Source organism: Winogradskyella rapida (genome assembly GCF_042675845.1).
GTDB lineage: Bacteria > Bacteroidota > Bacteroidia > Flavobacteriales > Flavobacteriaceae > Winogradskyella > Winogradskyella rapida.
The window spans coordinates 1,569,105-1,592,882 of record NZ_JBHTKM010000063.1 but is presented as its reverse complement, the minus strand read 5'-3'; the positions used below and the strand labels follow the sequence as shown (position 1 = coordinate 1,592,882).

General features: G+C 35.8%; 21 protein-coding genes and 1 tRNA gene. 8 read left to right on the top strand and 14 right to left on the bottom strand.

Annotated elements, in window-relative coordinates; translation table 11 throughout:
- Positions 1–41: 41 nt before the first annotated feature.
- On the bottom strand, positions 42–1,082 hold the full coding sequence (gene pdxA / locus ACFQ13_RS14175) for a 4-hydroxythreonine-4-phosphate dehydrogenase PdxA (protein ID WP_386118450.1): 1,041 nt from the start codon (positions 1,080–1,082) through the stop codon (positions 42–44).
- A gap of 51 nt (positions 1,083–1,133) precedes the next feature.
- Between pdxA and ACFQ13_RS14170 the strand changes: the two genes are divergently transcribed.
- Positions 1,134–1,724 (top strand): riboflavin synthase, encoded by a 591-nt coding sequence (locus ACFQ13_RS14170; protein WP_386118448.1) that lies wholly within the window; start codon positions 1,134–1,136, stop codon positions 1,722–1,724.
- On the opposite strand, the gene ACFQ13_RS14165 is transcribed toward ACFQ13_RS14170, so the two are convergent.
- The 3 genes from ACFQ13_RS14165 to ACFQ13_RS14155 form a co-directional block, all read right to left on the bottom strand.
- A complete protein-coding gene (locus tag ACFQ13_RS14165; RefSeq protein WP_386118446.1) occupies positions 1,721–1,930 on the bottom strand; it encodes a hypothetical protein in 210 nt (69 codons plus the stop codon). The two genes, ACFQ13_RS14170 and ACFQ13_RS14165, sit on opposite strands and share 4 nt — an antisense overlap.
- Positions 1,931–2,397: 467 nt before the next feature.
- Positions 2,398–3,249 carry an EcsC family protein gene (locus ACFQ13_RS14160; protein WP_386118443.1) on the bottom strand — a complete coding sequence of 284 codons (852 nt, stop codon included), beginning with the start codon at positions 3,247–3,249 and terminating at the stop codon, positions 2,398–2,400.
- 349 nt (positions 3,250–3,598) lie between these two features.
- On the bottom strand, positions 3,599–3,808 hold the full coding sequence (locus ACFQ13_RS14155) for a hypothetical protein (protein ID WP_386118441.1): 210 nt from the start codon (positions 3,806–3,808) through the stop codon (positions 3,599–3,601).
- An 89-nt stretch (positions 3,809–3,897) separates the two neighbouring features.
- On the opposite strand from ACFQ13_RS14155, the gene ACFQ13_RS14150 reads away from it, so the two are divergent.
- Positions 3,898–4,026, top strand: a complete 129-nt coding sequence (locus tag ACFQ13_RS14150; RefSeq protein WP_386118438.1) for a hypothetical protein — start codon at positions 3,898–3,900, stop codon at positions 4,024–4,026.
- Between the two features lie 409 nt (positions 4,027–4,435).
- Positions 4,436–5,623: a mannonate dehydratase gene (gene uxuA / locus ACFQ13_RS14145; protein ID WP_386118436.1), complete on the top strand. Its 1,188-nt coding sequence runs from the start codon at positions 4,436–4,438 to the stop codon at positions 5,621–5,623.
- 277 nt (positions 5,624–5,900) lie between these two features.
- Here uxuA and ACFQ13_RS14140 read toward each other — a convergent pair whose 3' ends face one another.
- The 5 genes from ACFQ13_RS14140 to mce all read right to left on the bottom strand — a co-directional run bounded on the left by ACFQ13_RS14140 (position 5,901) and on the right by mce (position 10,421).
- On the bottom strand, positions 5,901–7,265 hold the full coding sequence (locus tag ACFQ13_RS14140) for a spondin domain-containing protein (protein WP_386118433.1): 1,365 nt from the start codon (positions 7,263–7,265) through the stop codon (positions 5,901–5,903).
- Between the two features lie 99 nt (positions 7,266–7,364).
- Positions 7,365–8,843, bottom strand: coding sequence for an ATP-binding protein (locus ACFQ13_RS14135; protein ID WP_386118431.1), 1,479 nt, complete (start codon positions 8,841–8,843; stop codon positions 7,365–7,367).
- 6 nt (positions 8,844–8,849) lie between these two features.
- Positions 8,850–9,557: a winged helix-turn-helix domain-containing protein gene (locus tag ACFQ13_RS14130; protein WP_386118428.1), complete on the bottom strand. Its 708-nt coding sequence runs from the start codon at positions 9,555–9,557 to the stop codon at positions 8,850–8,852.
- 305 nt (positions 9,558–9,862) lie between these two features.
- Positions 9,863–9,936: transfer RNA gene (locus ACFQ13_RS14125), tRNA-Ile, on the bottom strand.
- 80 nt (positions 9,937–10,016) lie between these two features.
- Positions 10,017–10,421 carry a methylmalonyl-CoA epimerase gene (gene mce, locus ACFQ13_RS14120; RefSeq protein WP_386118426.1) on the bottom strand — a complete coding sequence of 135 codons (405 nt, stop codon included), beginning with the start codon at positions 10,419–10,421 and terminating at the stop codon, positions 10,017–10,019.
- Between the two features lie 118 nt (positions 10,422–10,539).
- Here mce and rbfA point away from each other — a divergent pair, with 118 nt between their 5' ends.
- The gene (gene rbfA, locus ACFQ13_RS14115; protein ID WP_114308651.1) at positions 10,540–10,938 is read left to right on the top strand and encodes a 30S ribosome-binding factor RbfA; all 399 of its coding nucleotides are present in this window, start codon (positions 10,540–10,542) and stop codon (positions 10,936–10,938) included.
- A 69-nt stretch (positions 10,939–11,007) separates the two neighbouring features.
- Entirely contained in the window at positions 11,008–12,141 is a 1,134-nt protein-coding gene (locus tag ACFQ13_RS14110; protein WP_386118424.1) for an ABC transporter permease, read from the top strand.
- 154 nt (positions 12,142–12,295) lie between these two features.
- On the opposite strand, the gene dusB is transcribed toward ACFQ13_RS14110, so the two are convergent.
- Complete coding sequence (dusB, locus tag ACFQ13_RS14105; RefSeq protein WP_114308128.1) at positions 12,296–13,285, bottom strand: tRNA dihydrouridine synthase DusB; 990 nt, start codon at positions 13,283–13,285, stop codon at positions 12,296–12,298.
- A gap of 104 nt (positions 13,286–13,389) precedes the next feature.
- A complete protein-coding gene (locus ACFQ13_RS14100; RefSeq protein WP_386118422.1) occupies positions 13,390–14,634 on the bottom strand; it encodes a M28 family peptidase in 1,245 nt (414 codons plus the stop codon).
- Between the two features lie 151 nt (positions 14,635–14,785).
- Between ACFQ13_RS14100 and ACFQ13_RS14095 the strand changes: the two genes are divergently transcribed.
- Positions 14,786–15,889 (top strand): TolB family protein, encoded by a 1,104-nt coding sequence (locus ACFQ13_RS14095; protein WP_386118420.1) that lies wholly within the window; start codon positions 14,786–14,788, stop codon positions 15,887–15,889.
- A gap of 30 nt (positions 15,890–15,919) precedes the next feature.
- Here the strand turns inward: ACFQ13_RS14095 and ACFQ13_RS14090 are convergent, their stop codons facing one another.
- Positions 15,920–18,337 carry a TonB-dependent receptor domain-containing protein gene (locus tag ACFQ13_RS14090; RefSeq protein ID WP_386118418.1) on the bottom strand — a complete coding sequence of 806 codons (2,418 nt, stop codon included), beginning with the start codon at positions 18,335–18,337 and terminating at the stop codon, positions 15,920–15,922.
- A 153-nt stretch (positions 18,338–18,490) separates the two neighbouring features.
- Here ACFQ13_RS14090 and lepA point away from each other — a divergent pair, with 153 nt between their 5' ends.
- Positions 18,491–20,287 carry a translation elongation factor 4 gene (gene lepA / locus ACFQ13_RS14085; protein ID WP_114308124.1) on the top strand — a complete coding sequence of 599 codons (1,797 nt, stop codon included), beginning with the start codon at positions 18,491–18,493 and terminating at the stop codon, positions 20,285–20,287.
- Positions 20,288–20,382: 95 nt separating this feature from the next.
- Here the strand turns inward: lepA and ACFQ13_RS14080 are convergent, their stop codons facing one another.
- Together ACFQ13_RS14080 and ACFQ13_RS14075 are read right to left on the bottom strand one after the other, a co-directional pair.
- Positions 20,383–22,290 carry a cation:proton antiporter gene (locus ACFQ13_RS14080; protein ID WP_114308123.1) on the bottom strand — a complete coding sequence of 636 codons (1,908 nt, stop codon included), beginning with the start codon at positions 22,288–22,290 and terminating at the stop codon, positions 20,383–20,385.
- Between the two features lie 86 nt (positions 22,291–22,376).
- Positions 22,377–22,742 (bottom strand): DUF202 domain-containing protein, encoded by a 366-nt coding sequence (locus ACFQ13_RS14075; protein ID WP_386118416.1) that lies wholly within the window; start codon positions 22,740–22,742, stop codon positions 22,377–22,379.
- 157 nt (positions 22,743–22,899) lie between these two features.
- On the opposite strand from ACFQ13_RS14075, the gene ACFQ13_RS14070 reads away from it, so the two are divergent.
- The gene (locus ACFQ13_RS14070; RefSeq protein WP_386118413.1) at positions 22,900–23,760 is read left to right on the top strand and encodes an MBL fold metallo-hydrolase; all 861 of its coding nucleotides are present in this window, start codon (positions 22,900–22,902) and stop codon (positions 23,758–23,760) included.
- Positions 23,761–23,778 lie beyond the last annotated feature (18 nt).

Genomic DNA, 23,778 nt, shown 5'->3' with positions numbered 1-23,778 from the left:
TATTTACTTCAAGCCTAGATATCAACAAATTTTGTTTATAACTATCGGGTCTGCCTTTTTAACGGGTTTTTTGCATAGATATTGTACTCCTCTCGGTGCCTAAATATTTCAATAGCAGTAACAATAGCTTGTTTAAAAGAACTTTCATCTGCTGTGCCTTTACCGGCAATTTCATAAGCCGTTCCATGGTCTGGAGAGGTCCTTACTTTAGAAAGTCCGGCCGTATAATTGACCCCTTTACCAAAGGCGATTGTTTTAAACGGAATTAAGCCTTGATCGTGATAAGAGGCAATAATCGCATCAAAATTTCTATAAGTATTAGAGCCAAAAAAACTATCTGCGGCGTATGGCCCATAGACCAAATGCCCTTCAGATTTAATTTTCTCTAATGTAGGTTTTAAGACAACGTCATCTTCATCCCCAATAACACCATGATCTCCGGCATGTGGATTAATGGCTAATACCGCGATTTTTGGTTTACGTATCCCAAAATCTTGTTTTAAAGATTTAGTAACCGTCGCTATTTTTTCTTTAACTAAGGCCACAGTTATAGTTTCACTAGCTTCTTTTAAAGGGACATGATCGGTAAGTAAGCCTACTCGTAAATCATCTGAAACCATAAACATTAAGCTTTTACCATTTAAGGCCTGTGCTAAATAATCGGTATGTCCGGGAAAATTAAATTTTTCTGACTGAATGTTATGTTTATTAATAGGTGCGGTTACCAATACATCAATAGTGCCTTCTTTTAAAGCCGATGTTGCCGCTTCCAGAGATTTTATGGCATATTCTCCTATCTTTTTATCTTCGGTACCAAACTTTATTTTAACAGGCTCTTTCCAAACATTGACGACGTTCACTTTACCATGAACCACTTTATCCGGACTGTCAATGCTAAAAAAATTAATTTTACTATTAAAATGATTCTTAAAAAACTGCATGGTCTTCGCTGAAGCAAAGATCACAGGTGTGTTTAATTCTAGAGACCTCGGATCTTCATATGTTTTTATGACTATTTCCGCTCCAATACCATTAAGATCACCAATTGAAATCCCTACAATTATCTTTTCGTCTTTTTTCATTTTTTGTCTTTAACTTTGTCATTGCAAATTTAACTAAATAAAGTACAAATTATGTTCACAGGAATTATAGAAGATTTAGGCCGCATTGAGAAAATAGAAAAAGAGCGTGAAAATCTTCATATCACGGTAAGGACTTCTATTACTAATGAACTAAAAATAGACCAGAGTGTTGCTCATAATGGGGTCTGCCTAACGGTTGTGGCCATAGATGGAAACACCTATACGGTTACAGCGATACAAGAAACTATTGCTAAAACGAATTTAGGGCTTTTAAATGAACATGAAGCTGTAAACATTGAGCGTGCTATGAAACTTGGAGACCGCTTAGATGGCCATATCGTACAAGGTCATGTTGATCAAACAGCAACCTGTATAACTATTTTAGAACAAGATGGTAGTTGGGTCTATACTTTTGAGTATGATAAAGCTCTTAATAATGTTACTATAGAAAAGGGCTCGATTACTGTTAATGGAGTTAGTTTAACAGTTGTTAATTCTGAATTGAATCGTTTTTCAGTGGCAATAATTCCTTATACTTATAAGCATACCACTTTTCAATATTTAAAAGAAGGTGATGCTGTAAACTTAGAATTTGATGTCATAGGAAAATACGTTAAACGCCTTAACGATTTACGAAATTAAGCGTTTCGTCTCGAATATTGATATGACTTATAGACACCAAACCCTAGGCCTACTACCAAAAGTATAACAATATTGCTATCAATAGGGGCCCCAATTGGTACTGGTGGACCATTCATAGCTTCTGGTGGCGGTAAATCTTCTTGAGCCAACGCCATAAAACCTACAAAAAAAACTAAAATTGAGGCAAAAACATTTTTCTTCTGCATGCTTAATTTATATGCTGTAAAAGTATAAAAAAAAATGAACTGACAAAATTAAAGCAAGACTAAAACATCTTCAAAAAGCATATTTCATCGATAAAACGTTAAAAAGTCAGTTATATTAGAGAAAACACGCTCTTTTTGTAGTGCTATTTAACATAATCGTCATATTATTATACAGTTTAAAAACAAACAAAGTACAGTTTGTCTAACAAAACATGTATTTCATCAAACTTATAAGCTTAGAAAATTTCTTAAAAATCGAGTTCAAGATATTCAAAGCTAAAATTTTATAAATAATAGACTCTGTTTCTATGTTCATCTTGACATTAAAAATTCAACCACTAGAAAGCCTATTTTTATCTTAACCAGCAGCCTTCAATCCATTTAATTCTGAAAATTAGGTCTTAAGTCTGAAATCATTTAAAAAAACTATTGCACCAACCTCAAATAAACAAAGTATAAGCGACGTTTTAGTTTATACTAGTGTCCATTTCTTTGTAAGCCAATTTCACTGTGGCTTCACCATATTTTCGCTCTAAGCGTCTTATTGTAAAATGTGCGCTGGCCATATTCTGAAAATGATCAATAAAAATATAATTGAGTCCTCCGCCTCCAACAGCGCCTATAACAGGTAGGGCTTGTGCTAAAAACTTTTCACTAATCAATAAACTTAATCGGGTGGCAATCTTAGATAGTAAATTACCAATTGCATTAGACCCAATAACCGAACTACTTTTAATTAGCCCTTCTAAAGTCATTTTTAAACCTGCTGAAGAGATATTATTAATTGTTGAATTTAGAGCAATTCTGGTTGTGTAATAACTCATTTCCATATCGTCATCCCCTGAGGCTTGTCCGCCTAAAGCAAATACCCTTAGGCACTCCATTTGCCCTTCTAAGGTATAAATATCTTCGCCTTCACTTCTAGCAATATCCATTATGGTACGCATTAAAAACTTAGTTGTTAAGGTGACTTCAGACGCAAAAATAGCAGTTCCAAATCCTGTAGACGCCCCAAAGAAACCACTTAAAGCCCCTGTACTAGTCACAATACTTTTGTAAGTACTTTTCGAAGGTTTTTTAAAGGTTTGATTTTTTTGAATGGTTAATAAATTCGCTTTAATAATTTTAAGCAAAACAGTTTCAGTAATTTTCTGAACTTTAACCAATACTTTTTCCGGAACATAATTGATGCCCGTTTCTACGGTCATTCCTATTTTATTGACACTTCGTATGCCCCAGCCTAAATTCTCCATGCTCATTTTGGCTTGCTTTAGGAGAACGCTATCTTCAGGTGATAAATGATTTACTGTAATTTTCAAAAGCTAAGATTTATACAAGATAGGTCTATAAAATTTCTTTTTTGTTACAGAAGAAGCGTTAAGAATAAACTTAGCTTTATTAAATTCTGATATCATTAAAAAGCGGACTTTAATACATGCTCCCTTTACAATTCTAATTCGATGGTGAAAGACATTGCTTAAGTCCTCTTTTTTTTTATGGTTACTCTTTTACGAATTGAGTAGTAGATTCGGATTCTGTAGTTTCTTGGGCTTGGCGATGCAGTAACTTAGCAGCAATATAACCTGCCGTATAAGAGTCTTGCCTTACGTAGCTCATGTTATTATAGCAATCAATATTTAAAAACAAATATGGAACCTTAAGACTTTCTCATTGATTGATGATTTGTGTGGTTTCTTCAGAAAAATTAGGCACCATTATCACAGCTGATGGTTGTGTTTTTAAGAGCGCCTTAAATGCGGCGAGATAAGAATCGGAATCCGATCGATTAAAAGTAAAACTGTTCACCTGAACTCCAAAACTTTTTACTTCATCGGCAGTTTTTAAAACTCCGAGATAGGGTGATTTCCAAAACAACACAATTTTGTGTGCGCACACAAAATACTATCGCTATATTTGAGTGTACGCAAACGATAATTTCAATCGTCTATAAATTCAAAACCTAAATAATGAGTAAAGTCATCGTATTAACCGGAGCTAGAGGCATTTTATACAGCACTTCAGCTATTGCACGTGCAAAACAAGATCATAAAATCGCCGTGTTACAATTAAAAAAAAGCAGCCGACAATGTTGTTAATGAAATTAAGACTTCAAGCAGAACCGCTTTAGGAATTTTAGCCTACGTTTTAAAGAAAGATTCATTAAAAGCGGCAAAAAAATTATAAATGAGACTTATATTAAAATAGTTATTTTGGTGAATAGTATAGGTAGAAATCACCCTTTGGTAACCACCTCAAATCTTTTTTTAGAAACGGAAGATTTACTCAATAAAGCAATAGGTTTTAAAACTTTTTTCGATGTAGGCCTTAAAGGGATTGGGTTCATCTTCAACCTTAACTTGTTTAGGCACTTTAATTCCTACACAAGTTTTTGCTACAGATAAGTTCAGTAGAGACAACTGTCCGTTGCTTAATATTTCATCTATGAATGCCTTTACCCCATTAACAAAAATACCAGCTTATAGCGGCGTTTAAAAAAATAAAATTATGAAACAAAATTTAGAACAAACATGGCGTTGGTATGGCCCAAATGACCCTGTTTCTTTATCAGATATAAAACAAGCAGGAGCCACAGGAATCGTTTCTGCATTACACCATATTCCAAATGGAGAGGTTTGGACCGTTGAAGAAATCAACAAAAGAAAAGAAATTATAGAAAACATTGGACTTACATGGTCTGTTGTAGAGTCGGTACCTATCCACGAAAACATTAAAACAAAATCTGGAGATTACCAATTGTATATTGACAATTACAAACAAACCTTATTAAATTTAGGGCAATGTGGTATCGATACCGTTTGCTACAATTTTATGCCGGTTTTAGATTGGACACGTACCAATTTAGATTACGAAGTTTCAGATGGATCTACCGCCTTACGTTTTGAAGCCGCTGCTTTTGCTGCTTTTGAATTGTATTTATTAAAAAGACCAGGTGCTGAACAACACTATTCGGATGCTCAAAAAGAACAAGCTGCAGCGTTTCTAAAAAATAGCTCTGAAGACACTCAAAAAACCTTAATCCGAAATATTATTGCAGGTTTACCAGGTGCTGAGGAAGGTTATACTTTAGAAGAATTCAATGCCATCTTAGCAACATATAACAACATAGGCCCGAAGGAATTAAAAGCGAATTTATTTTCATTTTTATCAGCAATTATACCTGCCGCAGAACAAGCCGGTATTTTAATGTGCATTCATCCTGATGATCCACCTTTTCCAATTTTAGGTTTGCCAAGAGTGGTTTCAACAGAACAAGATATTATAGATATCTATGAAGCGGTGCCGTCACACAACAATGGATTAACGTTCTGTACGGGTTCTTTCGGTGTTAGAGCGGATAATGATTTAGCCGGAATGGTAGAACGCCTTGGCGAACGGATTCATTTTATTCATTTACGTGCCACGAAGCGTGATGCGGAAGGAAATTTTCACGAAGCCGATCACTTGGATGGTGACGTCGATATGTATGCTGTAATGAAAGCCTTAATTAAAGAACAACAAAAGCGCATTGAAGCAGGTCGAAAGGACACTAGAATGCCTTTTAGACCCGATCATGGTCATAAAATGTTAGACGATTTAAAGAAGAAAACTAATCCTGGGTATTCTGGTATTGGACGCTTACGTGGCTTGGCAGAATTACGTGGTTTAGAATTAGGTATTAGGCGTTCATTATAACATAGAAAAGTTTTCAAAATGACCAATAAACCACCTTTTATAAAGGCTAATTTTTTATTGCATTCTGAAGTCTCAGAAACGCTATTTTAACTTTAAAAATTAGATTTTTTAAAAGGAAACGTTCGTATTTAAATTAGAGTTCTTTCAGATTTTTATAACTTTTTTCTCATAAAGACAACGTTATACTACTGAACCACATACAAGTATCATTAATCACAAAAAAAATCCGCATTTCACATAATGGAGAAATGCGGATTATATAAAATAATTAATACTCTTAATTTGCGGTAATTGTAATTTTTAGAACCGTATTTACGCTTGGATAATCGTAACCATCATTAACATTAGATAATAATTGAACTGGTTCCGTTTCAACCATTCCCGTATCTGCTGCTAATTGATTCGTCACTGTATTAGGACCAATAGCAGGCTGTTCGTTAACCTCTGTTCCAGCATCCCATAAGTAAACCTCATTTGTAATATCACCACTTAAAGGCGATCCGTCTGCACTAAATAATTCAATTCCTGTATCTTGAGTGGCGAACAACACATCGTTTGTAGCCGCTAACATACTTGCAAATGATAAGCTATTTCCTGCTTCAGCTGTAAAGCTAAACGTGTAAGTGTTTCCTGGTAATAAAGGCCCAGGACCACTACCTCCCTCTACAGTATTAAAAACAGCACCTGAAATTTGGCCTTCTAAAGCACTTAGATTATCCGCTAAAACAGCCGTATTTCCATCTTCAGCAATATGTTCTAATCCTAAATCGTAATCTGTAACTCCTGAAGTGAATAATGGCATCGTATTTCCTTCGTGAACTACAAAGATTCCTGGAGACGATGGGTAAGTTACGCCCGTATTATCGACTGTATAGTCGCTTAAAGGGGCTGCATTTCCATCTTCAGCAATCGCTTCAACACCTTGTCCGTAATCTGCTTCACCTTCTGTAAACAAAGGATTTTCGCCACCATGAATCACATAAACACCAGGTGATAAAGGCGCAACAGAACTACCTGCGCTCGTCTCTAAACTTGCTGTTGTTAAATCTTCTATAGAAACGGTGAATAGTGTCCCTTCTTCATGAGTGATGCTTACAGAAATTATTTCGTTTACCGCTGGGTAATCAAACATAAAACCATTGGTAACGTCTGCAATCTTTAATACGTTTCCGTTTTCTACTTCTCCAGTATCAGGACCAGATTGCATGCCAACCGTATTAGGACCCACTGCTGGTTCTTCGTTGACTTCTGTTCCTGCATCCCATAAATAAACTTGATCTGTAACATTTCCAGAAATAGGGTCTCCATTCTCATCGTAAAACGCAATACCGTTACCATCAGGCGCAAAAAATAAATCGTTGGTTGCTGCTAACATGGTTACAAAAGACAATTTTTGACTTCTACCGGCATCAACCATAAATTCGTAACGTTTTCCTGGAGTTGCTGGGCCAGGACCTGCATCGCCCACAGGGGTATTAAATACTCCAGAGTCTATAAAACTATAGGCCGTCCCAATATTTTCAATACTTACTGTAAAATTGGTAGTTTCGCTTGGGTTAACTATTGTGTTGTCGTCGTCACTATCGCAACTTGCTAAAAGGGTAATAACGGATAAAAGGGTAATAAATTTAAAATTTTTCATTTGTAAATATGTTAATGATTATATACCTACAAATATCTTCTGAGAGTATCACCAAATTATAACAGCACCATAACTATAGTGTAAATTATTATATAAAATTTATAACGAAGCCGTTCTTTTAAGCACAGGCAAATTGAAATAAAACTGGGTTCCTTGGTTTAGAATGCTGTCTACTTTTATTGTTGAATTGTGAAGGTCCATAATCTTTTTAACAATGGCCAAGCCTAGTCCACTACCTTTTGTGGCATCGGAATAAAACTTGCCTTTTCGGTAGCGTTCAAATATATACGGTAACTCTTGAGACTCTATGCCTCTTCCGGTATCGGACACCTTTACCATCACCTGATCATTTACTGTGTAAAGCTCTAAGGTAACGACATCGCCTTGCTCGCAATGTTTAATGGCATTGTCTATAATATTCTGTAACGCTCTATCGATTAAAGCAATATCTGCGTAAACAAAAGGGAGATCTTTAGAATACACCGTGTTTATGCTCACCCCTTTATTTTTAGCGATAATGCGGTATTTATCGGCAATATCTTGAATAATTTCGGCCATTTGTAAGGCTTCTGGCTGCACGGCTTTTTGATTAGCTTCCAAAACACTTAACTCAAATAAATCGTTCACCAATTTCTTAAGTCGTTCAGAATTTTTAAGCACTATTTCCATGTAACGCTGCTTTTCCTTGTCTTCTAAAGTGTCACCCTTAATCATAATGGTTTCAACAAAACCTTGAATAGAGGCAATAGGTGTTCTTAGATCGTGAGAAATATTTGCAATAAGTTCTTTACGTAAGTTATCTACGCTCTGCAAATCTTGAATATTACTTTGAATGGTATCGGCCATGTCGTTATAGGTATTGGCTAATAATCCCATTTCGCCATGCTGCACTCCTGCAACGCGAGCATCATGATCCCCATTTTTAAAGGAGGTAAACGCCGCAATAATTTTATTGAAATTTCTTGTGATAATATAAATGGACAGCAATGCCACCAATAATGCTGCAAATAGCGCATATAAAATATTACGCATACTGAGTTTACGAATATAACTGGCCTCATGTTTTTTAATTAGCGAGTCGTAATCGTTACCACCAACAATCGTATAGATATACCCTACTTTTTTATCTTTATAAAGGTAAGGTGCTGCTGAAAATATTTTTTTTGTTCCTGGTAATTTTGGGTCGTCACCTTTAATAAATACCTCACCATCTTGGGCGATAAATTCGGTTATCGGCTTTAAATCGATGCTTGTGGCTTTCACCTCTTTATTCATAGCGACATGCTTCAGGATATTCCCTTCTAAGTCTAATAAATAGACTTCGGTAGCAGGATTAGTGGCCATAACATGATGCATTAAACTGCTCATTTTAGAACCCACTACCGAATCGCCATCGTAGAGTCCTTGGATTTCTTCAACAATAAATCCAGCGACATTTTTATTTAGGCCTTGGGTAATTTCATCGTGATAATCTTCCGAAAGCTGTGTAGATGTTTTGGTAATTAAAAAGGCGAGTACTACAAATAAGAGGGTAAGGACACCCGCAATTTTGTAGAATAAGGTGTTTTTTGTTTTCATAAGGTCTTAAGATTCAGAAAATCGGTAGCCCACGCCCCAAGTGGTCAGAATATATTCAGGGTTTCCAGGGTCTTGTTCTATTTTTGCGCGTAAGCGGTTAATATGAGAATTTACGGTGTGTTCGTAACCTTCAAATTCATAGCCCCAGATGCGGTGTAATAATTGCGCACGGCTATAGGTTTTACCAACGTTATTGGCTAATAAACAGAGTAGTTCAAATTCTTTGGGTGTAAGATTAAGACGTTCCCCTTGTAATTCAACTTTTCGCATTTCCTGATTAACCACAAGATCTTTACGGGTTAATACCGGTAAATCAGCGTCTTCTTCTGAAGTCGTACTTGTAGTACCGAAGCTTTGGCGCCTAATAATGGCTTTGACACGTGCTTGCAATTCGCGAACGCTAAAAGGCTTGGTCATATAATCGTCTGCTCCGGTTTCAAGACCTAAAATCTTATCGATTTCATCACTTTTACTCGTAAGCATAAGTATAGGCGTATTAACTTTTGAAGCTCTTAATTCTCGACAAATATCTAAGCCTTTTTTACCGGGAAGCATTAAATCTAAAATAATAAGGTCGTACGTATGGGTAGAGGCTTCTATAAAACCTTCGTTACCATTATAGCAACTTTTTACGCTTGTTTGATCGTCTTCAAGGTTGATCGTGACCAATTCTGCGATATGGACATCATCTTCAACAACTAAAATTTGAACCATTTTAATATATTTTGTGGGCAATCTAGTCTTAAAGTATCAAGAAAGTATCCCGATATTATGTCATTTAAAAAATAACATCTGCTTCGATTACAGGTTAATACTTGAAATAGACGAAAGAAGCTGAAGATGCTTTCATATTGAAAAAAGTAAATTGATTGAAGTGCTCCATAAAAGCTACTGAATCCTAAAAAAGAACGGATATGGATCTTATTTATATACCCTTAGAAAAAGAAGTGTCGCTAAGGCCTAGAAAAAACAAAACCCTTGAAACATTAAATGCTTGCAAGGGTTTATAATTTTGGAAGTGGTCCCACTTGGGCTCGAACCAAGGACCACCTGATTATGAGTCAGGTGCTCTAACCAACTGAGCTATGGGACCATTAACATTGCTGCTAATTTTTACTCTTCGTTAAAAGAGTGTGCAATATTACTACATATTTTAAAACTGGCAAAGTATTTTTATCCCTTTATATCCTGACACAACTCAATTAATACCCCATTAGTAGATTTTGGATGTAAAAAAGCAATTAATTTATCATCGGCGCCAGGTTTAGGACTTTTATGAATTAGGGTAAACCCTTCTTGTGTTAAACGCTCTATTTCAGCTTCAATATCATCTACAGCAAAGGCAATATGATGCATCCCCTCCCCGCTTTTCGCAATAAATTTAGCAATTGGGCTCTCGGGATTTGTTGCCTGTAGCAATTCAATTTTATTAGGACCACACTGAAAAAACGAGGTTTTAACCCCTTCACGCTCGACCTCTTCAACTTTATAATGGGCTTCACCAAATAAGGTCGCAAAAAGCTGATTAGACTGCTCAAGATCTTTAACAGCAATACCGATATGCTCTATTTTTTTCATCTGTAACGGGTTTTATTTTCCTCTTAAAATGGAATATATATGAATAAATTGCATTCAAAAATAAGATTATCTTTAAATAACCTCTACTTTTGCAGATCATTAGTTAATAATGAATATTATGGAAGAATTTACACAAAGACAAAAAAAGATAGGAGGTATACTCCAACAAGATTTAGCTGAAGTTTTACAAAAAGCCGCTACTGACGGGGGCTTAAGAGGCGTTATTATCTCGGTAAGTAAGGTTAATGTAACTACAGATCTCTCTGTAGCTAAGGTCTATTTAAGTATTTTCCCAAATAAAGAAGCGCAACCTTTATTAGAAGGTATTCAATCTAATAAACCGCTTATTAGACACGAATTAGCACAGCGTACACGTCACCAATTAAGACGTATGCCTCAATTAGAATTTTTTATTGATGATTCTTTAGAATATATTGACGGTATAGAACGTTCCTTAAAAGGAGAAGACAACCCTTTAGAGAATCCAGATTTATTAGGTAAGCGTAAAAAATCTTAAGTGAATTTCCCCCTGTATATAGCAAAACGTTATCTGTTTTCAAAAAGCAGTAATAATGCTATTAATATCATGACTTTAATTGCTTCTGGAGGGGTTATCATCGCTTCAGCAGCTCTCTTTATTGTCTTATCGGTTTTTGCAGGGTTAAAGGACTACAGTCTTAACTTCTCTTCATTTGTTGATCCCGATTTAAAACTTATTCCTTCAGAAGGGAAATCCTTTCAATGGACGGATAACGACCATACCGCTTTATTAAATATTGAGGGGATAACGGCTTATTCAAAAGTGATTGAAGAGCGCATTATTATTAAATCTGACAACAAAAACCTTATTGCCACACTTAAAGGCGTGGATAACAACTATCTTAATGTGACCCAAATTGATACTATGGTGACTAAAGGCAGTTGGATACACCCTAACAGCCATGAAGTGGTTTCGGGTTGGGGAATTTCTAACAACCTCTCTTTTGGTATTTTAGATTTTAGAAAATCCTTGTCATTATACGTCCCTAAGGCCGGTAAAGGTCAGGCTAGCTCGGTTAAAGATTATTATAATTCTGTCTTTGTCAATAACGTGGGACTATTTGAAATTAATGAAGAATTAAATAATAATTATATTTTTTCTGATATTTCATTGGCTAAGGAATTGCTCAGTTACAACGCCAATCAGCTCAGTGCTATTGAACTTAAGTTAGCTGAAACAGCCAATGAAGCTGATATAAGAGCACAACTTGAAACGACTTTTGGAGATCAACTTAGCATAAAAAATAGAGCACAACTTAACGATGCCTTATTTAAAATGCTAAATACTGAAAATTTAGCCGTGTATTTAATTTTTACGCTCGTCATAATCATTGCCTTATTTAATGTCATTGGTGCCATAATTATGATGATTTTAGATAAAAAGAATTCCCTCAATACCCTGTTTAATTTAGGGACCGAAACAAAAACTATTAAATCTATTTTCTTTTTACAAGGAAGTTTAATGACCGTGGTAAGTGGCCTTATAGGCGTGAGTATAGGCTTACTCGTGGTCTTTTTACAACTGATGTTTGAATTGGTAATGCTAACCCCAGACTTACCTTATCCGGTTAGAATTAACGCCTTAAATATTCTTATTGTATTAGCTACCATTTTTGGCTTGGGAATCTTGGCTTCTAAGATTGCTTCACAGCGTATTACCCCTAACTTAATTAAAAGCTAAAGACACTTCTCTCCTGCTCTACGCCGAAAAAATCACCAATTGTCTCTTTAGGAATAAGGCTATGTAAAAATGGGATTACACTCAAGAAAGCAAAGCCCTTCCTTAATTACAAAACATAAAGATTAAACAAGGCTTAGAATGCTCTAAGGTATCTCTAAAACTGATAGTCTGCAAACTTATCTAATACCTCGTCAAAAGCCGCAAATACGTCTTTAGAGTCGTCACTAGTAACCATTTTCATACGGTATTCTTTAAAATGAGGAATTCCTTTAAAATAGTTGGTATAGTGTCTACGGGTTTCAAACACGCCAAGCGTTTCACCTTTCCAATCAATAGCCATCTGAAGGTGTCTTCGCGCGGCTTCTACACGTTCAGCTAACGAAATAGGACCTAGGTGCTCACCGGTTTCAAAAAAGTGCTTTACTTGTTTAAAAAACCAAGGGTTTCCTATAGAAGCACGGCCAATCATAGCGCCGTCTAAACCATAAGAATCGCGCATTAACATGGCCTTTTCAGGAGTATCAACGTCACCATTACCAAAAACAGGAATATGCATACGTGGATTATTCTTAACTTCTGCAATAGGTTTCCAATCGGCTTCGCCCTTATACATTTGCGCACGGGTTCTCCCATGAATAGAAATGGCCTTACAGCCTACATCTTGCAAACGCTCTGCCACCTCTACAATTTTTATAGAATCATGATCCCAACCCAATCGGGTTTTAACCGTAACTGGTAAATTGGTACGTTTTACCATTTCCGCAGTCAATTGTTCCATTAGGCAGATATCCTTTAAAATCCCTGCTCCTGCACCTTTAGACACTACTTTTTTAACCGGACAGCCAAAATTAATATCTATAATATCTGGATTGGATTTTTCAACTATATCAATGGTTTGCAACATACTCTCCATATTAGCGCCAAAAATCTGAATCCCAACAGGGCGTTCTTTTTCGTAAATATCCAATTTCATAACGCTTTTAGCGGCGTTACGTATTAAACCTTCACTACTTACAAACTCCGTGTACACTACGTCTGCACCTTGCTCCTTACAGAGGGCTCTAAATGGTGGATCGCTTACATCTTCCATAGGTGCTAGTAGCAATGGAAAGTCTGGTAATTCTATGTCGCCTATTTTAACCAAGAGTATATATTTTGATGCAAAATTACTGCTTTTTATGAAAAGACCTTGCAAGATTTAAAACTTGCAAGGTCTAAGCCATTTATATAAGGTCTATTTCAGTAATTTTAAAACTGAACCTTAGTCTGTATTTCTGTTTCACCACGCTTCACGATTATGCCCGCTTCATCACCTTTTTCAAAAACGGAAAGCGCACGCATATAACTCATCATATCTGTAATGGTACTATCGCCTAGCTTTAAAACAACATCTCCTTTTTGTAAACCCGCGTTAAATGCAGGGGTTTCTTCACGAGTGCCATCAATTCGCATTCCGGTACCGTCATATAAATAATCGGGTACAACCCCTAAGCCCACTTTAAAACGTGGCGTCGATTCGGTTTCGTTCTTAGTTTTTCTGAAGGCTAATTCGCCATTATCATCCAAATCATTAATTATGGTGTAGATATAGTCTGAAATAAGATTCATCCCATCGTAATTAAGCTTTTCGGCATCGTCACCAGGCTTATGATAATCCTCATGCTGACCTGTAAAAAAGTGCAACACTGGGACGTCGATAAGATAGAATGACGTATGATCACTTGGTCCTACCCCGCTTTCATTTTCCACAATCTTAAACTTATCATTATTAGACTTTAAGGTCTGCTTAAACATTGGTGAAGTTCCGGTTCCGTAAACGGCCAAAGTACTATCAGCTTTCATACGACCTACCATGTCCATATTAATCATGTAATTAATAGAACTGGCATCAATTGTAGGATTTTTAGAAAAGTAATTAGACCCTAATAAGCCCATTTCCTCGCCAGAAAAAGCCATAAAAAGATAATTATTACGGTCTTTAACTTCAGCTTGCTCATTTTTTACTTTTAAGCGACTCGCCAAATTCAGCATTACCGCTACACCACTAGCATTATCATCGGCTCCGTTGTGGACGGCTTTATCTTCACCACGGTATAAAGACCCTTCGCCACCATAACCTAAATGATCGTAATGTGCCCCAATAACCACTGTGGTTGCCGCATTATTATCTATATAACCTATTACATTATGACCTGTAATTGTACTATCGGCATTGGTGGTAAAATCCACTTCGCTATGCGGATCGGTTTTAGGTTTAAACGAAAAGGACTGCAAATAACCATCCGTTCCCTTAGGCGCCACGCCCATAGCTTTAAATCGTTTTACCAGATATTCTGAAGCTAGAACTTCACCCGCTGTTCCGGTTTGCCTACCTTCTAGCTTATCATTGGCTAAATACTCTACATCAGCTTCAATTTTATTTTCTGCAACTTTAACTTGGTTAGTACAGGCGAGACCTCCTAACATTAAAGATAATAACACTATTTTTTTCATTCTGAATTCTATTTTGAAGACCTTAACTTTAAAGTGATTTAAGACATTCTATTGAAATACTTATAAACTACTATTCCGCTTATATTTCACTATTAAATCTTACTTTTGCCCAAAATTAGGCATTAAATACCACTTATTATAATTCAATATTATGAACAGAATCGTCGCTATTTTATTACTCTTACTTACCGTTTCATCTTGTAAAAATGAAACTGCTAAAACAACAGATACTACTTCTGGTGCTACCAAAAAATACGACTCTTTAATTTACCCTGAAGAAACACATTTTAAGTCTATGAGACAGGTTACTTTTGGTGGCGATAATGCTGAAGCCTATTGGAGTTTTGATGATAAACAACTCGTATTTCAATCTAATAACACCAATTGGAATGTAAGTTGTGACCAAATGTTTTTAATGGACGCCAACCAAACTTTTACCGACAGTATTGCGCCGCCTATGGTGAGTACCGGAAAGGGGAGAACCACCTGTTCTTATTTTATGCCCGATAACAAACATATCATCTATGCCTCTACACATCTTGGCGATGATGCTTGCCCTGATACACCACTGAGAAAAAACGGAAAATACATCTGGCCCATTTATGATACCTATGATATTTTTGTGGCCGATTTAGAAGGTAATATTGTAAGTCAATTGACAAATGAAGTAGGTTATGACGCGGAACCAACCGTATCTCCTAAGGGCGATAAAATTGTATTTACATCCACACGAAGTGGCGATTTAGAATTGTACACCATGAATTTAGATGGGAGCGATGTAAAGCAAATTACTGACGAATTAGGTTACGATGGCGGGGCTTTCTTCTCACCAGATGGTACTAAAATTATCTTTAGATCATCGCGCCCTAAAACAGAACAAGAAATTAAAGACTATAAAGATCTATTGGCTGAAGGTCTAGTAGAACCAACGGATATGGAATTGTATATCTGTAATGCTGATGGCTCAGATTTACGCCAATTAACCGATTTAGGAAACGCTAACTGGAGTCCATTTTTTCACCCATCAGGAGAAAAAGTATTGTTCTCTTCTAACTTTGAATCTGAACGTGGATTTCCATTCAACCTTTATTTAATTGATATTGATGGTAAGAATTTAACGCGTGTAACCCATAGTACAACCTTTGATGCTTTCCCTGTGTTTTCTAATGATGGAAAGTATTTAGCCTTCTCGTCTAACCGAAATAATGGTGGAGGTAGAGATACCAACTTGTTTATTGCAGAGTGGCAAGATTAATTCCTTAGTGGGTTAATATTTCGTTTTAAATTACCTTAAATTTCCAAGTCTTGTACGCTCTTCTGCACTTGTGCGACGTTCATTAGTGTTAAGTTTGGTATTCCCAAAATTGTAACGAAAACCAAGTCTAATATAACGCGTATCGGAGTCATTAAAATAAGAATTCCACTGGTTTAGGTAACGTTGTGAAGCATCAGTATCTTGAAGATTAAAAAGATCCTCTATAGTTAATGAGATAACGCCTTTTCTATTCATTATAGATTTAGAGATCCCTAAATCAGAAAACAAGCGATGTTCAACCGTATGTAATTTATGGACATTTTTCCCAACCCATGTTAGAGTTAAGCCCACATTTAAACTATTATCTTCTAAAAAAGTTAAGCCATTATAAAGCACACTATAGTTAGACCAACGCTCCATTTTAACGGTACTATTATTAATATCAACTTCTTCGGTTAAATTAAAAAATGAGGTAATTGCTGAAATATAATAGCGCTCCGTAAGCTGCTTATGGAATAGAAAATCGAAACCATAATCTACTTTACGATCTAAGTTGGTTGGCGTATAAGAAAATATATTGGTAGAGTTGTCTTGAAACGCTAACTCTACAATATCTCCATCAAAGTGACTGTAATAAGCCTCCACGCTAAAGTGTCTTAGAAAACTAGTTCCTATAACATAATGATTTCTATAACTCGGTGTTAAATTTGGATTTCCCTTAACCACCGTGTTTTCATTTAAATAGAATGTAAAAGGATTTAAATTGGTATATAATGGTCTAGAAATGCTACGTTTATAATTTCCATACACACTAATAGCATCAGAAATATTATACAATAAACTCACATTAGGAAATAGGTTAAGATAGTCCTGTGTATTGGTTTCGCCCATCATTAACGATTCGCCCTCAATATTGGTTTGCTCTAACCTTAGGCCTAAATTCATATCCCATTTTTCCCAAGTGGCGCTATAATTGGTATAGGCTGAAAATACTTTCTCATCATAATTAAAACGATCTGTATTCCCCGTATTTATCACTTCGGTATTTCCAATAATATCAGTTCTTGTAATATCACTATCCGTATTTACATTAGAATATTTAAGTCCCATTTCTATGGTAGAACCATCTTCAAAAGGAAGGTTATAATCTAATTTTCCGGTAATAATATCGGTATTCTGATTGGCTATGGTATTAAATTCTGAAGCACCAACAAAGGCATCCGTATTATCGTAATAATTACTTAGTACATTCTGATCTCTATCATAATCATAAAAGGTATAGTGAGTTTGTGCGGTTAAACTAGCCCCATTTTCAAAATTATGTACAAAACTTAAATCTGTACCAATGTTAAACTTGTTATCTCTAGATAAATTATCGGCTGTAAAACCCGATTGAAACACCGCATTTTCATCGTAAATATCAGTACGGTTTGCAATCTTATACTTAAAATAAGGTGTATAAAGCCCAGTACTTGTTAGGCTCAATGTATTATTATCATCAAAATAATAATCAAAATTTAAATTCAAGTGGTGCGATTCAGACCAAGTATTTCGGTTCACATTAGATTGCCACACTTCTTCTAAAGCATTGGATTGGTCTAAATAATTCACTGTAGCATCGGTATCTCTATTGCGTTTTTGCCCCGTATAACTATAGTTAACGTTTAAATTCACCTTATTATTCTTGAAAAAATGACTCGTAGCGGCATTATACCTCGGAAATACACCCTGCGAATAATTCACTACAGCACTCCCTCTATAGCCCGTTATTAAGTTTTTACTCATTATAATGTTAATCACAGAAGCACTATCGGAATCGTAATTAGAAGGAGGAATGGTAATCACCTCTATAGATTTTATACTATTTGCTGGGGCACTATCTAAAAGCTGTATTAACTCTTCTGAAGTTAATTGCACCCGCCTGTCATTGATATAGACCGTAGCAGCTACACTTTTTATATTAATACTCCCGTCTGTAACAATAACTCCAGGCGTATTTTTTAACACACTTAAGGTAGATCCTTCTATAAGCGCCGTATTTTCTACATTAAAAACTAAGCGGTCCGGCTTTCTGGTAATGGTTGGTTTTTTAGCAACAACAGTGACTTCACCAAGAGTTTCGGCGGTTTCCTTAAGCGTAATGACTCTTAAATCTAAATCTTTTGTGAGTTCTATTTTTTGGTAATAATCCTCAAAACCCATATAGCTAATCTTTAAAAAGAAGCTATCTTCTTCTAGCCGCTCTAGGGTAAAATGTCCGGTTTCATCGGTAGAGGTTCCGGTTAAATAATCTTCATCGATGGCGTTTAGAACAACAACATTTGCAAATTCTATGGGACGCTGATCGACATCCACAACCTGTCCGGAGACGCTGTATTCTTGTGAGAAAAGAGATAAACTTAAAACAGAAAAAATCACACAAAAACAATGGCGTAAGCTTATAATCATAAAATTAGGTTTGTTTTGCAATATATAAATTGTTTTTTAAATTCTCTTGTGGTTTTTACGTAATGCTTATACTTTTTATTGTTGAAATTGATACCTTAATGCACAAGAATTCGATTATATTTGCAAATTAGATTATTGCCTTAGAATAAAGACATGAAAAACATTCGTAATTTTTGTATTATAGCCCATATTGATCACGGTAAAAGTACCCTGGCCGACCGTTTATTAGATGTTACAGGTTCTGTAACCGCGCGTGAACAACAAGCGCAACTTCTAGACAGTATGGATTTGGAGCGTGAACGTGGTATCACTATTAAGTCGCATGCCATTCAAATGGATTATATATACAAAGGAGAAAACTATGTTTTAAACCTTATTGACACGCCTGGCCACGTTGATTTTTCTTATGAAGTATCACGATCTATTGCCGCTTGTGAAGGCGCGTTATTAATTGTAGATGCCGCACAAAGTATTCAAGCTCAAACCATTTCTAACCTGTATTTAGCTTTAGAAAATGATCTAGAGATTATTCCTGTTTTAAATAAAGTCGATTTACCAAGTGCCAATCCAGAAGAAGTTACAGATGATATTGTAGATCTTTTAGGTTGCGATCCTGAAGAGGTCATCCATGCTAGTGGAAAGACCGGTTTTGGTGTTGAAAATATTTTAGAAGCTATTATTGAACGTATTCCGGCGCCAGTAGGAAATGTAGATGAACCTTTACAAGCCTTAATTTTCGACTCTGTTTACAATACCTTTAGAGGTATTGAAACTTACTTTAGAGTCTTTAATGGAGAAATTAAAAAAGGACAAAAAATTAAGTTCGTCGCTACGGATAAGGAATATTTTGCAGATGAAGTAGGGACCTTAAAACTAAATCAAGTTGCAAAACAAAGTGTAAAAGCAGGTGATGTAGGCTACTTAATTACAGGAATTAAAACGGCTAAAGAAGTTAAGGTAGGAGATACCATTACAGATTTTGCTAATCCAACCACCAATATTATTGGAGGATTTGAGGATGTGAAACCTATGGTTTTTGCCGGAATTTACCCTGTAGATACCGAAGATTATGAGGAGTTAAGAAACTCTATGGAAAAATTACAACTTAATGATGCGTCATTGGTTTTTGCTCCAGAAAGTTCTGCAGCCTTAGGGTTTGGATTCCGTTGTGGTTTCTTAGGAATGCTTCATATGGAAATTATCCAAGAACGTTTAGAACGTGAGTTTGATATGACCGTGATTACCACCGTACCTAACGTATCTTACCATGCCTATACCAATAAAAACCCGGATGAAGCTTTTATTGTAAATAATCCAAGTGATTTACCCGAACCTACAACTGTAAATAGGGTAGAGGAACCTTTTATAAAAGCCACTATCATTACCAAATCTGATTTTGTTGGAAACGTAATGAGTCTTTGTATAGAAAAACGAGGAATGATTGTAAATCAGACCTATTTAACCACAGAACGTGTAGAGTTAATTTTTGAAATGCCACTCGCAGAAATTGTTTTTGATTTTTACGATCGTTTAAAAACGGTTTCTAAAGGTTATGCTTCTTTTGATTACCACCCAATTGGTATGAAAACCTCTAAATTAGTACGTTTAGACGTTTTATTAAACGCTCAACCTGTAGATGCACTATCAGCATTAATCCACGCTGATAACGCTCATAACATCGGTAAAAAGATGTGTGAAAAATTAAAGGAATTAATTCCAAGACAACAGTTCGATATTCCGATTCAAGCTGCCATTGGAGCGAAAATTATTGCGCGTGAGACCGTAAAAGCCTTAAGAAAAGATGTTACCGCTAAATGTTATGGTGGAGATATTTCTCGTAAACGTAAGTTATTAGAAAAGCAGAAAAAAGGTAAGAAACGTATGCGTCAAGTAGGAAATGTAGAAATTCCTCAGCAAGCCTTTATGGCCGTTTTAAAATTGAATGATTAATTTTTTAACGCCGCTTAAAACTAAAAAAGATTCCTACGAAAGTGGGAATCTTTTTTTATGAATAAAACCGTTTACAGGCCTTTATATCAAGTCAACTATTGTTGTTCTTCATTAGTCACTTTTTCAACGTCATAAGGTTTACCCAAATACACTAATTTGTAGTCTTTCCCTATAGCTTCCGCTTTAGTATCGTAAACTGATATAATGTGAAGTTCACCTTCATCATCCTTCAAGAATAAAGGAATCATATATTTATCCTTACTCGCTAATTCAATAAGACTGGCATAATGCGTTGCATCATCAATATCAACCTCTTGTATCGCAGGATATTTACGGGTAACTTCCGTTAAGTTTATATAGTCATCGGTAGGAGAAAATAAACCTTCCTTCGGACTCTTATCAGGATCATTCATTTCATCTGAAGTCACCAATCTATAAGACCCATTTTCACCAAACTCTTTGCTGAATTTTTCAATCACATAAGCATTAATGTCCGAGTTTCCGGTCATGGCCATAATATACCCCACATCGTTAAGTTCAATATTATCCGAAAGCGTATCCGAATAAATATTACTGCTCAACGCTTCTAATCCTAACTCTTGAGCCTTATCAATATTATTTTGATTGCTATCTATAAGCACCACATGTCTGCCATTGTTTACCAAATAATGCCCTAATAAACGCGGTAATTTTGAAGCACCAACAATTAAAATACCATTAGATTTGGTAAGGAATACACCTACTAAACGGGCAAACAAACGCGCCGTCGTAGCATTTAATAATACGGTACCTAAAACAATCATAAACACCAAAGGTGTAATATATTCGGCACCTTCAACGCCTTGCTTCATGAGTTTACTTCCAAATAAAGAAGCAATACCTGCCGCTACAATACCACGTGGGCCAACCCAACTGATAAATAGCTTTTCATTGAGGTTTAATTTAGAACCTTGCGTACTTACAAAAACCGCAATAGGCCTAATAACAAAGACCACAATAGCAAAAAGAATAGCCGTTTTCCAAGTGTATAGCAAGAGTAAATCTGAAATGTCAATATTGGCGGCTAGAAGGATAAATAAAATAGAAATTAATAATACACTTAAAGATTCTTTAAAGTACAGTAGCTCTTTTAAATTCTCTAATTTACTATTTCCTAACACCATTCCCATAACCACTACGGCGAGTAAACCGGACTCGTGAGCAAACAATTCGGACTCCACAAAAACCAAGAGTACCGTAGATAAAGAGACGACGTTTAATAGATAATGCGGAATTAATTTTTTGTTGATAGCAAAGGCTAGGGCATGGGCAAAGGTAAACCCGAAGGTGGTCCCAAATAACACAATTTTACCAAACTCAATAAGGGCTGTTTTTGTAAAACCGCTATCGCCACCAACACTAATAAATTCAAAAACCAATACGGCCACTAAAGCCCCAATGGGATCAATTAATATTCCTTCCCACTTTAAGACCGCCGAAACGTCTTTTTTAAGGGGAATATTCCTTAAGATTGGCGTAATTACCGTTGGTCCGGTAACTATGATTAAACCCGCAAATAAGAAGGAAACATCCCAGCTTAATTCAAAAATAAAATGGGCTACAATACCAGCACCAAAAAAGGTAATTGCAGAACCTACCGTGATTAATTTAGTAATCACAGGGCCTACATTTTTAATTTCAGAACGCTTAAGCGTTAAGCCCCCTTCAAATAAAATAATACTAATGGCTAAGGACACAAAATAATACAAACTGTCTCCCGGAAACAGACCTTTTCCGGTGATGAGTTTTCCAAATTCATCTAAAATTGGTTTTCCGTATTGGTCCAATTGAGGATTATAAATAGGTTCAATCCACTTGGTCCCATCTTCACTTAAAAATTCTGCAGCAATAGGGCCTACTAATAATCCTATTAAAATTAAAGGCAAAATAGCCGGAATCTTAAATTTCCATGCCACCCATTGTGCCAATATTCCCAGAATGATAATTCCAGCAAGTTCTAACATTGATTTACTTTTTTTGTGAAAATACTAAATTCTCCCTTTATAGCAGATTTAAATTTACATCTTCAACACAATTGTAGGTCTTCCCCTTATTCATTTTCATCATTACTGGCTTCCTTCTCTTCCGATTTGTAATACACCCGCTTTAAACTCTTTTTTAGTAAGGTAAATCGGTATACCCCAATGATAAAAAACAAAATACTAAACACTAAAGCTGCTAAGGCTAAGTATTCAAAATTTGAAAATTCTTTGAGTTGGAATAAGGCAATAGCCCCTAAAAGCAGGTATAAGGAAGACCGAATGTAGGAGAGAAGGGTGCGTTCATTAGCCAAACGTGTACGCTCAATTGCCAAATAATCGCGTAAAATAACTTGCTGATCGGGCTTAAAATCACGCCCAAAACGTAAGAGTTTAATCTTCTTCATTTTTAAAGGGGATTTTGATAATTTTTCCATGAGACATTCATTTATTCCTTCTAAATGTAATTATTTTTAAAAGGAGTTAAAAACTTGTCAAATCAATTTGTTAAATATGCCCTAATAATTGACCGTTTCATCGTTTAATTTTGATGGTTTTAGTACTTTGCACAGTCTATCTTTTTAAATTCAGAATATGAAGTTATATCCTATAGAAAGCGGGAACTTTAAATTAGATGGTGGTGCTATGTTTGGTGTTGTACCCAAACCTTTATGGCAACGTACCAACCCTGCTGATGCGAATAATATGATTGATATAGCAGCGCGCTGCTTATTGATTGAAGATGGGGACCGACTGATACTTATAGATACAGGTATGGGCGATAAACAAAGTGAAAAGTTTTTTGGCTATTACTACCTTTGGGGCGACCATAGCATTGATAAATCTTTAGCGGCTCATGGTTTTCATCGCGATGATATTACCGACGTATTTATGACCCATTTGCATTTTGACCACTGTGGTGGAAGTGTACAATGGAATAAAAACCGTACCGGTTACGAACCTGCCTTTAAAAACGCTCATTTTTGGAGTAATGCAGACCATTGGAAATGGGCTACAGAACCCAATCGTAGAGAACGCGCTTCCTTCTTAAAAGAAAATATCTTACCGATGGAAGAGAGTGGTCAATTGAAATTTACGGGCTTAGCTGAAAATCATATTTTAGAAAATTCGGCCCTTGGTTTCGATATCTTTTTTGCAGATGGCCATACCGATAAGCAGATGATTCCTATGATTCATTACAAAGGTAAAACCATTTGTTTTATGGCCGATTTATTACCTACCGTAGGACATTTACCTATGCCTTTTGTTATGGGTTACGATACGAGACCTTTGCTCACCCTAGATGAAAAAGAGCTGTTTCTTAATAAAGCTGCAGACCAAGAACTCTTTTTATTTTTAGAACACGACGCACATAACGAAATTATTACGGTAAAACATACCGAAAAAGGAGTGCGCCTTAAGGACACTTTTACAACTCAAGAAATATTCAACTAAACATAAACAATATATTCC